Below are 13,270 nucleotides of genomic sequence, written 5' to 3'. Positions count from 1 at the left end.
CTACTGTTTTGGGGCGCTGACAGGTTGCTGCTGTTGCTGCGCTTTCCAACGCTCGATATTGCGCTGCAATGCGGTGTCCGCCAGTCCTGAGGCGGGCAATTCTGTCATCTTTTTGGCCAGCTGTCCGCGCAACCAAGGATCGTTGCAGGCGGAGTTATGAGACACCGCGAGGAACAGGCCGGGTTTGTCGACGGGTTCGGCATGGGCGATCAGGTCGTTGGCCATGCTCAATGCCTGCGCGGCCGCCATGCCTGAATAGCGGCCCGCGAGAACAAACTCCACTTCACCCAAGAGCAGTTTCTGAAACGCCTGGGTCAGGTTGGGCGTGCGGCTGAGCGTCAGTTGCTGCTCGGCAAAAGTGCTGAATGCCGGGGTCATTCGAGACTTTTCCGACAATGCGCCGGGATGGCCGTGAAGGTCTTGCACGTTGTTGTAGACCAGTTTCGAGTCTTTACGTGTCCAGACCAGGTAGTCGTTTTCCAGTAGGGGCGGATGAATGTAATCGAGGGTTTCCAGCTCAGTGACCGTCAATGGCGTGTCCGCCAGCAGGTCCATGCGCCCGCTGCGCACTTCGTCCAGCGCCTGGGAGCGTTTGCCGGCGTAGAGCAACTCGACTTTGATGCCCAATTCCCCCGCCACGTGCTGCAACAGATCAGCACTGGCACCGATCAGGTGCTTTGGATCTTGCGGGTCTTGCCACAGGTACGGCGGCGCATCCGGACTTCCGGTTACCACCAGCCGCTCGCACTTGCCCGCTGCACTGGACAATGCCGGCAACACCGTCAAGCCCAGCAGTAATGACCAGCCAACTACGCAGCGCAGATCCATGGCAACACTCTCCACTAAAACCCTGTTATCGCCTGTAGGATGTGTCGAGTGAAACGAGGCTGCTAATTTTGAGGTCAACTCGAATCCCAAGCGGAAGATCAAAAGATCGCAGCCTCGTTTCACTCGACATCTCCTACAGAAGAACAAAAAAAAGCCCGACCAAAAGGTCGGGCTCTTTATAAGTCAGGCCGCTGGATTAGACCAGCTTCTCGAACTCGGGGATGGCTTCGAACAGGTCCGCCACCAGGCCGTAATCGGCCACCTGGAAGATCGGCGCTTCTTCGTCCTTGTTGATCGCAACGATCACTTTGGAGTCTTTCATGCCGGCCAGGTGCTGGATCGCGCCGGAGATACCGACGGCGATGTACAGCTGTGGAGCAACGATCTTGCCGGTCTGACCGACCTGCATGTCGTTGGGTACAAAACCTGCGTCGACCGCGGCGCGCGATGCTCCGACAGCAGCGCCCAGCTTGTCGGCCAGGGCGTACAGGTGTTTGAAGTTGTCGCCGTTCTGCATGCCGCGACCGCCGGAAACGACGATTTTGGCAGCGGTCAGTTCCGGACGATCGGACTTGGCCAGTTCTTCGCCAACGAAGCTCGAAGTGCCAGCGTCGTGAGCAGCCGCAACGGCTTCAACAGCAGCCGAACCACCTTCAGCAGCCACCGGGTCGAAACCGGTAGCACGCACGGTGATGACTTTCACCGAAGCGGTCGACTGAACGGTAGCGATAGCGTTACCGGCGTAGATCGGGCGCTTGAAGGTGTCAGCGCTTTCAACCGAGATGATCTCGGAGATCTGGTCAACGTCCAGCGCGGCAGCAACGCGCGGCAGGATGTTTTTGCCGTTGGAAGTCGCGGCAGCCAGGATGTGGCTGTAGCCCTTGCCCAATTCAGCGACCAGCGGAGCAACGTTTTCCGGCAACTGGTGAGCGTAAGCGGCGTTGTCGGCCAGCAGCACTTTAGCTACGCCAGCGACTTTCGCAGCGGCTTCAGCCACGGCGCCAGCGCCCTGACCTGCAACCAGAATGTGGATGTCGCCACCGATTTTGGCAGCAGCAGCAACGGTGTTCAGCGTGGCCGGGGCCAGCACTTTGTTGTCGTGTTCAGCAATAACCAAGATAGTCATTTAGATTACCTTCGCTTCGTTTTTCAGTTTCTCGACCAGTTCAGCCACCGACTTGACCTTGATACCCGCGCTGCGTGCAGCTGGCGCTTCGACTTTCACGGTCTTGTTGGTGGAGGCGGTGGAAACGCCCAAAGCATCCGGAGTCAGCACTTCGAGAGGCTTCTTCTTGGCTTTCATGATGTTTGGCAGGGACGCATAACGCGGCTCGTTCAAACGCAGGTCGGTGGTGACGATCGCCGGCAGTTTCAGGGAAACTGTCTGCGCGCCGCCGTCGACTTCGCGAGTCACGGCAACACTGTCGCCGCTGATTTCGACTTTCGAAGCGAACGTGCCCTGACCGTAGCCGCTCAATGCAGCGAGCATCTGGCCAGTCTGGTTGTTGTCGCTGTCGATGGCTTGTTTGCCAAGGATCACCAGCTGAGGCTGTTCCTTGTCGACAACCGCTTTCAACAGTTTGGCAACGGCCAGGGAAGTCAGGTCTTCGGCGGACTCGACGAGGATGGCGCGGTCGGCACCCAGAGCCAGCGCGGTGCGCAGTTGCTCTTGAGCGGTGGACGGGCCGACGGAGACGACGACGATTTCAGTCGCAACACCTTTCTCTTTCAGGCGTACGGCTTCTTCCACTGCGATTTCGCAGAACGGGTTCATCGACATCTTCACGTTAGCGAGGTCGACGCCGGAATTGTCCGCCTTGACGCGAACCTTGACGTTGTAATCCACAACGCGTTTGACAGCTACAAGAACCTTCATGGATTCCTCGTTACTCTCCGGTGAAAAGAAAGTCGCCTAGGCGAACCTGGCGGTTGATGCTCATCGGGCGCAAGGGCACCTCTAAAAACGCCGGCAATCGTGTCAAGTGACCTTCGCTCACGATGATGATGACCGTTCGTCAGTAGTGACTGAGGAGTCATTCATTATCGCGGCGTGTAAACTGCGCGCCAAACCTGCGCTACGCATCACCTTGTACGGCCTTCGCCCTGTCTTTAGAGGTGCTCTTGAAACCAACAGCCAGCCTACGGCGAGCGCAAAACCGACCGTATCTTGACCGGAACGCCTATTCCGGTCAATACGGCAAAATGGCCGTTCGTAAGCCGCGTGACTTTGATTTCTCTGGCTTTGAGCCAATTCAAACAAACGTTTGTATTGGACGCTGAGAGTGGTGTAGATATAATGCGCCACCCAGAGAGAAAGGTGGCTCATCGATTATCCTCTCCTGGCATTGTGCCGGGATTCATGGATGCGACACCAAACCTCCAATTAGAAAAAAAACTGTTGAGCCTTGAGTAGGAGATAACCTGTGGAACGCGAATACATGGAATTCGACGTGGTCATCGTCGGTGCCGGCCCCGCTGGTCTTTCCGCCGCCTGCCGTTTGAAGCAGAAGGCCGCCGAAGCCGGTAAGGAAATCAGCGTCTGCGTGGTCGAAAAAGGCTCCGAAGTCGGCGCACACATTCTTTCTGGCGCGGTGTTCGAACCTCGGGCTCTGAACGAACTGTTCCCGGACTGGAAAGAACTCGGCGCCCCACTGAACACGCCGGTCACCCGCGATGACATCTTCGTTCTCAAGAACGCTGAAAGCGCGCAAAAAGTTCCAGACCTCTTTGTGCCCAAGACCATGCACAACGAAGGCAACTACATCATCTCCCTGGGTAACCTGTGCCGCTGGCTGGCCCAGCAAGCCGAGAACCTGGGCGTGGAAATCTACCCGGGCTTCGCCGCTCAGGAAGCGCTGTTCGACGAGAACGGCGTGGTTCGCGGGATCATCACCGGCGACCTGGGTGTTGACCGTGAAGGCAATCCGAAAGAAGGCCTGTACACCCCTGGCATGGAACTGCGTGGCAAATACACGCTGTTCGCCGAAGGCTGCCGTGGCCACATCGGCAAGCAACTGATCAAGCGCTTCAACCTCGACAGCGAAGCCGATGCCCAGCATTACGGCATCGGCCTGAAAGAGATCTGGGAAATCGATCCAGCCAAGCATCAGCCGGGCCTGGTGGTTCACACCGCTGGCTGGCCGCTGGACATCATGGGCACCGAGAACACCGGCGGCTCGTTCCTTTATCACCTGGAAAACAACCAGGTGGTCGTCGGCCTGATCGTCGACCTCTCCTACAGCAACACTTACCTGTCGCCGTTCGACGAGTTCCAGCGCCTCAAGCATCACCCGGTGCTCAAGCAGTACCTGGAAGGCGGCAAGCGCATCAGCTACGGCGCCCGTGCTATCTGCAAAGGCGGCTTGAACTCGTTGCCGAAAATGGTCTTCAAGGGCGGCGCGCTGATCGGCTGCGACCTCGGCACCCTGAACTTCGCCAAGATCAAAGGCAGCCACACCGCGATGAAATCCGGCATGCTCGCCGCTGAATCCGTGGCCCAAGCGCTGTTCGCCGAGAAAGACGGCACCGAAGAGCTGACCACTTACGTCGACGCCTTCAAGAAGAGCTGGCTCTACGACGAACTGTTCGCCAGCCGTAACTTCGGCCCGGCGATCCACAAGTTCGGCGCGATCGTCGGCGGTGGTTTCAACTGGCTGGACCAGAACATCTTCGGCGGCAAACTGCCGTTCACCTTGCACGATACCAAGCCGGATTACGCTTGCCTCAAGCTCGCGGTCGACTGCAAGAAGATCGACTACCCGAAACCGGACGGCAAGATCAGCTTCGACAAACTCAGCTCGGTGTTCATCTCCGGTACCAACCACGAAGAAGAGCAGCCGTGCCACTTGAAACTGGCTGATGCGAGCATCCCGATCGGCAAAAACCTGCCGCTGTACGATGAACCCGCTCAACGTTATTGCCCGGCCGGCGTGTACGAAGTGATCACCAAGGAAGACGGCGAAAAGCGCTTCCAGATCAACGCCCAGAACTGCGTTCACTGCAAGACCTGCGACATCAAGGACCCTGCACAGAACATCACCTGGGTCACACCGGAAGGTGCTGGCGGCCCGACTTACCCGAATATGTAAGCCGAACGCCTGAACATCAAGGCTCCCGAATGGGGGCCTTTTTGTTGCCCGCTAATATTGTAGGAGCCGAGCTTGCTCGCGATAGCGGTGTGTCTGACAACAATGATGTCGGATGACAATCCGCTATCGCGAGCAAGCTCGGCTCCTACAGGCGGATCCATTGCCAACTCAGGCGGCGCGTTCTTCCCCAGGATTACGCTCGAAGTACCGCTTGTACTCGCGACTGAATTGCGACGTGCTTTGATACCCCACACGGTGCGCCACCTGCGCGACGCCCAGCCCCTCCGACATCAGCAACGCCTGCGCCTTGAGCAGCCGCAAACGCTTGAGATACTGCACCGGCGACAACAATGTGCTGCGCTTGAAATGCTCGTGGAACGTCGACGCACTCATGTTCGCGCAACTGGCCAGGGTCTCGACATTCAACGGTTCGGTGTAATGCGCATGCAGATGACTGAGTGATGCTGCAATCCGGGCGAATTGCCCCTGTTGCTCCACCAGCGCCCGCAACACGTCGGCCTGAGGTCCACGCAGCGCCACGAACAACAATTCACGCAATCGCGCCGGGCCCATGATCCGGCTCTCCAGCGGATCGTGCAGACAACGCAGCAGCCGCTCGACACATCCGCGCATCTCATCATCGAGCACCGCCGAAGTCATGGACTCTGGCGTTTGCGCTGCAATATGACGCCCCGGCGCCAACCCCATTGCCAGCACCAACTCGCCCAGCATCACCCTGTCGATCGCGACCGACACCCCCAGCATCGGCCCGCCGGGTGCCGCAAAGGTTTCACACTCGAACGGCACCGGCAGCGCCTGAATCAGATAATGCCCGGCGCCATATTCAAGGGTGCGCGGCCCCAGATACGCCAGTTTGCTGCCCTGGGCGATGATCACCAGGCTCGGCTCATAGATCTGTGGCCCACGGGCGACATCGCAACTGGCGCGTAAAACCTGCACGCCCGGCAATGCAGTCGGCACGAAGCCATCACGGGTGGACAGTGGCTCGATGAGCGAAACCAGGGAGGCATTGGCATCGAGGTGACGGGTCAACTGCATGGAAGCTCTTCACAAAAAAGTCGCGAGAAAAGGGATGAAAGCATCATCGCAGGTCTGGTTACCAAAGGGATCGGTCAAAGGCTGATGCCGGAGGAATAGGCATGACACCCGGAGGAATCGCCATGGCCGGTGATCGGCGTGGCGCCCAAAATGCGCCGCTTCACCTGTCACTGCTTTTGCGAGGTTCCTCATGTACACCGCCATCGGATACGCCGCCCAGTCGCCCTCCACGCCCCTCGCCCCGATGAAATTCGAACGCCGCAGCCCTCGCGCCGACGACGTTGCCATCGAGATTCTCTACTGTGGCGTCTGCCATTCCGACATCCACCAGGCGCGAAACGAGTGGGGCATTGCCGTGTACCCGCTAATGCCCGGCCACGAGATCGTAGGCAAAGTCACCGCCATCGGTGCGAACGTTACCCAACACCAAGTCGGCGATTTGGTCGGTGTCGGTTGCATGGTCGACTCCTGCCGCAGCTGCGAAGCCTGTCAGTCCAACCTTGAGCAATATTGCCTGGAAGGCCCGACGATGACCTACGCCACCCCGGACCGGGTCGATGGCAGCAACACCATGGGCGGCTACTCCGACAGCATCGTCGTCAGCGAACACTTTGTGGTGCGCATCCCGGAAAAACTTGCGCTGGCCAGCGCCGCGCCGATCCTGTGCGCCGGCATCACCACCTACTCGCCGCTCAAACACTACGGCGTGAAGCCTGGCGACAAAGTCGGGATTCTCGGCATGGGCGGCCTCGGCCACATGGGCATCAAGTTCGCCAAGGCGATGGGCGCCGAAGTCACGTTGTTCACCCGTTCGGCGAGCAAGGCTGAAGAAGCCCGGCGTCAGGGCGCGGACCATGTGATCGTGTCCACCGATGCCGAGCAGATGAAAACAGCGGCTGGCTATTTCGACTTCCTGCTGGACACCATTCCGGTGCAGCACGACCTCAATCCCTACCTCGACACCCTGCGCTTCGACGGCGTGCACATTCTGGTCGGCTTGATCGAACCGGTGGACCCGCCCGTGCACGCCGCCAAACTGGTGTTGGGCCGTCGCATGCTGGCTGGTTCGTTGATTGGCGGCATTGCCGAAACCCAGGAAGTGCTGGATTTCTGCGCCGAGCACAACATCACGTGCGACATCGAAATGCTCGACATTCGCCAGATCAACGAGGCCTACACCCGTATGATCGCCGGTGACGTCAAGTACCGTTTCGTGATCGACATGGCGACCCTCAAGGTTTAAACCTTCAGGCCAAGCTCCGCCGACAGCCGGGCCGTGACCCCTTTGATCAGGGGAATCAGCTCGGCCATTTTTTCCAGCGGCATGTACGGCACGGTGCTGGCGATGCTGATACCGGCGACGATGCGTTTGCTCGCATCGCGGATCGGTGCCGCCACGCAACGGATCGACGGTTCGTTGTCTTCCAGGTCAAAGGCGTAACCACCCGCCACGTACTCGACCATGCGCTGCTGAAACTGCTCCCAGGACTGCTCCGGGTGCAGCGGCCAGAACTGATTTTTCCCACCCGCCGGCAAGCTGACTTCGTACAGCCGCTGCCACTCTTGCTGCGTGTCATCGAGCATCAACGCCTTACCGATCCCGGTGCGCGCCAACGGCATGCGATGGCCGACCCGCGAACGCATTTCCGGGCCATTGCGTCCCGGATTCTTATGCAGGTACAGCACTTCGTCACCTTCACGAATCGCCAGGTGCACGGTGTCGCCAGTCAACGCCGACAGCTCATCCAGATACGGCCCGGCCAGCGTCACCAACGGCAACTCTTCGCGCGCCTGGAAACCCAGTTCGATCAACTTGGGCCCCAACAGGTAACCGACCTGCGGCACCACGCGCAGATAACGTTCGTCCACCAGGCAACTGGCCAGACGATGGGTGGTGCTGCGCGTCGTGCCGATCAGCCGGGCGATTTCCTTGAGATCGCGGGCGCCGCTGGCCACGGCCTGAACCACACCCAGACCACGAAGCAGTGTCTGGGTGCCGGTCGGTGCGGCGTCCTTGGCGATTTTTGGGGCGTCTTCCTGCATATCCAGCCTTTACCGTTGAGCGAGTGAACGGGCGGCATTATGGTCGCCCGATGCCTGCGACTACAACTTGATACGCTCGACTTTGCCGACCAGCAAGATGTAGGAAAGCGCGCCCATCAACGCCAGCACCGAGATGTAGGTAATCGCCGGGGCAAACGAATCACCGGTCGCCAGGAAGCCGATGACAATGGGCGTGGCAATCGCCGACAGGTTGCCGATGAAATTGAACACCCCGCCGGTCAGTCCCAGCAACCGTGCCGGGGCCAGGGTCGATACCAGCGACCAAGTGATCGAAGCCAGACCGTTGCCGAAAAAGGCCAACGCCAGGAATGCAATTACCAACGGCGTCGACTCGACGAAATTGGCGCCGATGATCGAGGTGGAAATCAGCAGCCCACCAATGATCGGCAGCTTGCGGGCGAAGCCTACGGTGTAACCACGACGAATCAGAAAATCCGAGAAAAACCCCGAACACAGCACGCCGACGAAGGCCGCGAGAAACGGCAGCGACGCCAGCAGGCCGGACTTGATGAAGTCCATGCCGCGATATTTCACCAGGTAGGTCGGGAACCACGTCAGAAAAAACCACAACGTCGAGTTGAGGCAGAACTGCCCGAGGTAGATGCCCCACAGCTTGCGCTTGGTCAGAACAATCCCGAGGTCCGTCCAGCTGAATTTCGCTTTGACTTTGGCTTGTTCAGCCTGGATATCCACCAACCCGCCGCCCTCGCGAATCAAGTCGATTTCAGCGTCGTTGGCGCCTTTGAAATCCCGGGGCTCGCGGTACACCGCATACCAGATCACCGCCCACAGAATCCCCACTGCGCCGGTGCTGACGAACACCATGTGCCAGCCGTAGGCGTGTTGCAGCCAGGCCAATACCGGCGTCAGGAACGCCAGGCCGACGAACTGCCCGGAGGTATAGAAACCGATGGCCGTGGCGCGTTCTCGCTCGGGAAACCAGGTGGTGACCACGCGGCTGTTGATCGGGTACGCCGGTGCTTCCAGGGCACCCACCGCCATGCGCAACACGAACAACGCGATGAAACTGGCAGCGAAACCGAGCATCACCGTAGCGATCGACCACAGCAGCAAGGCGACGCTGTAGAGGATGCGCGGCGGCACACGGTCCACCAGCCAGCCGCCGGGGATTTGCATCGCGGCATAGGTCCAGCCGAACGCCGAGAAGATCAACCCGACGTGGATCGGATCGATCCCCAATTCGCTGGTCAGCGCCGGGGCCGCGATGGACAGGTTGCTGCGGTCCAGGTAGTTGATCACCACGGTGATGAACAGCAGGACCATGATGAAAAATCGCTTGCGACTGGGCGTCACCAACGACGCTTGCCCGGTGAGGGTTTGCGGTTGCATGAGGAGTGCCTCTTCTTATGGTTATTGAGGTCAGTGGGCGCAACGTACCCCTGTAGGAGCAAGGCTTGCCCGCGATTGGGCCTTACACGGTCCAGCTGATGGTCAGCGGCGTCAGTACTGACGCCATCGCAGGCAAGCCGTGCTCCTACAGGGGCGGTGTGGAGTCAGGGATCAATCACCACTCGGCAAAACTGCCATCGGCATGGCGCCAGATCGGATTGCGCCAGCGGTGGCCGACCGCTGCGCGTTCGATCACGTATTCCTCGTTGATCTCGATCCCCAGGCCCGGGCCATTAGGGATCTTCACGAAGCCTTTGTCGTAGTCGAACACCCGCGGATCTTTCACGTAGTCGAGCAGGTCATTGCTCTCGTTGTAATGGATGCCCAGGCTCTGTTCCTGGATGAACGCGTTGTAGCAAACCGCGTCCAGTTGCAGGCACGCCGCCAGCGCAATCGGCCCCAACGGGCAATGCAGCGCCAGCGCCACGTCGTAGGCTTCGGCCATGTTGGCGATTTTGCGGGTCTCGGTGATGCCGCCGGCGTGGGAGGCGTCCGGCTGAATGATGTCGACGTAACCTTCGCTCAGCACACGCTTGAAATCCCAGCGCGAGAACAACCGTTCGCCGAGGGCAATCGGGGTGCTGGTCAGCGGCGCGAGCTCTTTCAGCGCTTCATAGTTTTCGCTGAGCACCGGTTCTTCGATGAACATCAGTTTGTACGGATCAAGCTCCTTCATCAGCACCTTGGCCATGGGCTTGTGCACCCGGCCATGGAAGTCCACACCGATGCCGACGTTCGGCCCGACCGCATCACGCACGGCTGCGACGTTGGCCAGGGCGAGGTCGACTTTCTCGAAGGAATCGAGGAATTGCAGCTCTTCGGTGCCGTTCATTTTCACCGCCGTGAAACCACGGGAGACCGCTTCTTTCGCCGCACGCGCAGTGTCTGCCGGGCGGTCGCCACCGATCCACGAATACACACGAATCTTGTCGCGCACCTGGCCACCGAGCAGATCGCTGACCGACACGCCCAGGGCCTTGCCCTTGATGTCCCACAACGCCTGATCGATACCGGCCAGCGCGCTCATGTGGATCGCGCCGCCCCGGTAGAAGCCGCCGCGATAGAGCACGGTCCATATGTCTTCGATGTTGCGTGGGTCTTTGCCGATCAGGTAGTCGGACAACTCCTCAACGGCAGCCGCCACGGTGTGGGCACGGCCTTCAACCACGGGCTCGCCCCAACCGGTCACGCCCTCGTCGGTTTCAACCTTGAGGAAGCACCAGCGCGGCGGAACGATGAAGGTGGTCAGTTTGGTGATTTTCATCTTGTGCTCTCTTTTTGTAGATGCAGCTCTTATTAGAGGCAGCGCTCACAGCGCCAAACAGTCTTAGCGAAGGGCTTTCCAGGCAGCCACGTAGGCCTTGGCGTTGACCGCCACGTCCTCTGGGGTCATTCCCGGTTTGAACAAGCCGGAACCGAGACCGAAACCTTTGACGCCCGCGTCGATAAACACCTGCATGTTGTCCGGCGTGATGCCGCCGACCGGCGCCAGAATGGTCCCGGCCGGCAATACGGCGAGCCAGGCTTTGACGACGGCCGGCCCCATCTGCTCGGCGGGAAACATCTTCAGCACGTCGGCGCCTTCGGCCAGTGCGGCGAACGCCTCGGTCGGTGTCGCCACACCCGGCGACAGAAACAACCCCGCCGCTTTCGCTGCGCGCAGCACTTTCGGATCGCTGTGCGGCATGACGATCACTTGGCCGCCAGCGGCTTTCACCAGCTCGACCTGCTCCGGTGTCAGCACCGTTCCCGCGCCGATCAGGCAATCGGCGGGCAAGGTACTGCGCAGGATGCGGATGCTTTCGTACGGTTCAGGGGAATTGAGCGGCACTTCGATGACGCGAAATCCGGCGGCGTACAGGACTTCGCCGATGGCCGCCGCTTCTTCGGGGCGCAGGCCGCGCAGGATCGCGATCAGGCCGTTTTGCGCCAAGGCGTGTTTGAGCATGTCAGACCTCCAGTCAGGTTTAACGGGATGGGTTGGAAGTGATCAGTGCGGCGGCGAGTGCCAGTTGCCACAATCCGCGTTCGGTGGCTTGTTCGGCCAGCGTCACCCGGCCAAATCCGCAGGCGTCGAGGGCCCGGCTGTAGCGGGCACAGAGTTGGGCATTACCGATGAGGACGATCGAAGGCAGGTGCACGCTGTTGCGTCGACGCCGCTGGGCCGTCGCCAGCGCCGCCAGCTCATGACCGATCAACAAGCCCGACAAATAATCCGCCTGGGCCGTGGCGCTCAGTTCGCCGGTCAGTCCGAGGCTGCGGGCACTGAACACCGTCGACAGCGGGCCGATCTCGCCGTCCGCCGACAACGCCACTTGCACCCCACGATCAAAAGCCTGGCCATCTAAGGACGCGCCTTGCTGCTGGGTGCGCCCCAGAATGCTGTGTTCGCTGAGCACGGCGAAGATTTCGCCGGTCATGAAGGTATCGAAATGCACGATGCAGCCATCGGCCACTTCCACCCATTTCGAATGACTGCCCGGCAGGCCGATCAACAGATCGTTGCCCGCCTCGCTCGACAGGGTTTGCAGAACACCCAGCACCTGGGTTTCTTCGCCGCGCATCACGTTCGGCAATCGCGACCGCTGAATCACACCCGGCACGATGTGCACATCGACACCGCGAAGACTGCGTACTGTTTGTAGGGAAGTTCCGAGAGTGGCGACGTTCGCCGGTGTATCGCGATAAGCCGCTTCAAGCCAACCCTGGGCGCTGCCGACCATGCCACAGGCAATCACCGGCAAATCCGGCTGCGCATCGAGCCAGTCACCGCAGGCCTCATCGAAAGCCAGTTCAAAACCGTCAGCGCACACCTGACCGGCAATCACTCGCGGCGTGTTGGGCAACTGCATGATCCCCGACGACAGCGCACGCTGTTCGAGCACCTGGCCACCGTCGGCGAGTTTGTAAGCACGTAATGAGGTTGTCCCCCAATCGAGCGCGATCAATTGCGCCAGCATCGCTTCACCTGTTTTGTTTATTGGCAGTGAGTGAGCGGGACTATAAACCCGGAAGTGGGATAATCTCAATATATAAATATCACTCCCATATATTGGGATGCATGCAAAAAAAAATCGCAGCTCATGGCTGCGACCTTTTAACCGACAAGGCTGACGATCAATGGCCCTCGGCAAACTCGCGCAATACCTTCCCATCCATCCGATACCGCACCCACTCCTCCTGCGGCTGCGCACCCAGCGATTTATAAAACTCGATCGCCGGTTTGTTCCAGTCCAGCACGCTCCACTCAAACCGTCCGCAATCATTGGCGCAGGCGATTTTCGCCAGGTGGCGCAGCAAGGTTTTGCCCGCGCCGCCGCCGCGCTGTTCGGGGGTGATGTAGAGGTCTTCGAGGTACAGGCAGTTGCTGCCAAGCCACGTGGAATAGCTGAAGAAGAACACCGCGAAGCCGATCGGCAGGCCGTCGCGCAGGCAGATCAGGCCGTGAGCGGTGGCCCCTTCGCTGAACAGGCTGCGCTCGATGTCGGCGACGCTGGCGATGACTTCGTGGCGGGCACGTTCGTAGTCGGCCAGTTCAGTGATGAACCCGAGGATTTGCGGAGCATCGCTGGGGGTCGCCGGGCGGATCTCGATCGTCATGGGGACGTGCCTTCGTCAAAGGTTGAAAAACGCCATACTAAGTCGCCTCGCGGCGCTCGTCACACTGGAAATTCAAAGCTGATCTGTAGAGCATGTGTAGCAGCTGGCGAAGCCTGCGTTCGGCTGCGCAGCAGTCGTAAAACCTGAGCACGCGGTTTTCCTGTAACACCCCATTGTCTGATCTCACGACTGCTGCGCAGCCGAACGCAGGCTTCGCCAGC

At 59.8% G+C, this 13,270-nt stretch carries 12 protein-coding genes; 2 read left to right on the top strand and 10 right to left on the bottom strand.

Translation table 11 applies throughout. The features are described from left to right. From AC1D2P_RS02375 to AC1D2P_RS02365, 3 genes are all read right to left on the bottom strand, one after another. The gene (locus AC1D2P_RS02375; protein WP_046031717.1) at positions 1-828 is read right to left on the bottom strand and encodes a substrate-binding periplasmic protein; all 828 of its coding nucleotides are present in this window, start codon (positions 826-828) and stop codon (positions 1-3) included. Between the two features lie 196 nt (positions 829-1,024). Beyond that, the gene (locus AC1D2P_RS02370; RefSeq protein WP_477757793.1) at positions 1,025-1,954 is read right to left on the bottom strand and encodes an electron transfer flavoprotein subunit alpha/FixB family protein; all 930 of its coding nucleotides are present in this window, start codon (positions 1,952-1,954) and stop codon (positions 1,025-1,027) included. Next, complete coding sequence (locus tag AC1D2P_RS02365; protein WP_007945693.1) at positions 1,955-2,704, bottom strand: electron transfer flavoprotein subunit beta/FixA family protein; 750 nt, start codon at positions 2,702-2,704, stop codon at positions 1,955-1,957. Positions 2,705-3,251: 547 nt separating this feature from the next. Between AC1D2P_RS02365 and AC1D2P_RS02360 the strand changes: the two genes are divergently transcribed. Then, positions 3,252-4,916, top strand: coding sequence for an electron transfer flavoprotein-ubiquinone oxidoreductase (locus AC1D2P_RS02360; protein WP_046031715.1), 1,665 nt, complete (start codon positions 3,252-3,254; stop codon positions 4,914-4,916). Between the two features lie 168 nt (positions 4,917-5,084). Here the strand turns inward: AC1D2P_RS02360 and AC1D2P_RS02355 are convergent, their stop codons facing one another. Next, positions 5,085-5,975 carry an AraC family transcriptional regulator gene (locus AC1D2P_RS02355; protein WP_109785223.1) on the bottom strand — a complete coding sequence of 297 codons (891 nt, stop codon included), beginning with the start codon at positions 5,973-5,975 and terminating at the stop codon, positions 5,085-5,087. A gap of 190 nt (positions 5,976-6,165) precedes the next feature. Here AC1D2P_RS02355 and AC1D2P_RS02350 point away from each other — a divergent pair, with 190 nt between their 5' ends. Next, entirely contained in the window at positions 6,166-7,218 is a 1,053-nt protein-coding gene (locus AC1D2P_RS02350; RefSeq protein WP_223522268.1) for an NAD(P)-dependent alcohol dehydrogenase, read from the top strand. On the opposite strand, the gene AC1D2P_RS02345 is transcribed toward AC1D2P_RS02350, so the two are convergent. The 6 genes from AC1D2P_RS02345 to AC1D2P_RS02320 all read right to left on the bottom strand — a co-directional run bounded on the left by AC1D2P_RS02345 (position 7,215) and on the right by AC1D2P_RS02320 (position 13,049). Then, positions 7,215-8,018: an IclR family transcriptional regulator gene (locus AC1D2P_RS02345; protein WP_046031712.1), complete on the bottom strand. Its 804-nt coding sequence runs from the start codon at positions 8,016-8,018 to the stop codon at positions 7,215-7,217. The two genes, AC1D2P_RS02350 and AC1D2P_RS02345, sit on opposite strands and share 4 nt — an antisense overlap. Before the next feature lie 60 nt (positions 8,019-8,078). Then, on the bottom strand, positions 8,079-9,389 hold the full coding sequence (locus AC1D2P_RS02340; protein ID WP_046031711.1) for an MFS transporter: 1,311 nt from the start codon (positions 9,387-9,389) through the stop codon (positions 8,079-8,081). A gap of 175 nt (positions 9,390-9,564) precedes the next feature. Then, positions 9,565-10,713 carry a galactonate dehydratase gene (gene dgoD, locus AC1D2P_RS02335; protein ID WP_007903915.1) on the bottom strand — a complete coding sequence of 383 codons (1,149 nt, stop codon included), beginning with the start codon at positions 10,711-10,713 and terminating at the stop codon, positions 9,565-9,567. A 63-nt stretch (positions 10,714-10,776) separates the two neighbouring features. Beyond that, positions 10,777-11,397 carry a 2-dehydro-3-deoxy-6-phosphogalactonate aldolase gene (locus AC1D2P_RS02330; protein ID WP_046031710.1) on the bottom strand — a complete coding sequence of 207 codons (621 nt, stop codon included), beginning with the start codon at positions 11,395-11,397 and terminating at the stop codon, positions 10,777-10,779. A gap of 19 nt (positions 11,398-11,416) precedes the next feature. Next, a complete protein-coding gene (locus AC1D2P_RS02325; protein WP_477757794.1) occupies positions 11,417-12,409 on the bottom strand; it encodes a 2-dehydro-3-deoxygalactonokinase in 993 nt (330 codons plus the stop codon). A 157-nt stretch (positions 12,410-12,566) separates the two neighbouring features. After that, complete coding sequence (locus AC1D2P_RS02320) at positions 12,567-13,049, bottom strand: GNAT family N-acetyltransferase (protein WP_109785221.1); 483 nt, start codon at positions 13,047-13,049, stop codon at positions 12,567-12,569. Positions 13,050-13,270: the final 221 nt, after the last annotated feature.

Source organism: Pseudomonas sp. P1_F1_2, from assembly GCF_056405815.1.
Note: the sequence above shows the minus strand (reverse complement) of the source record. Positions and strands in the feature narration are given on the sequence as shown.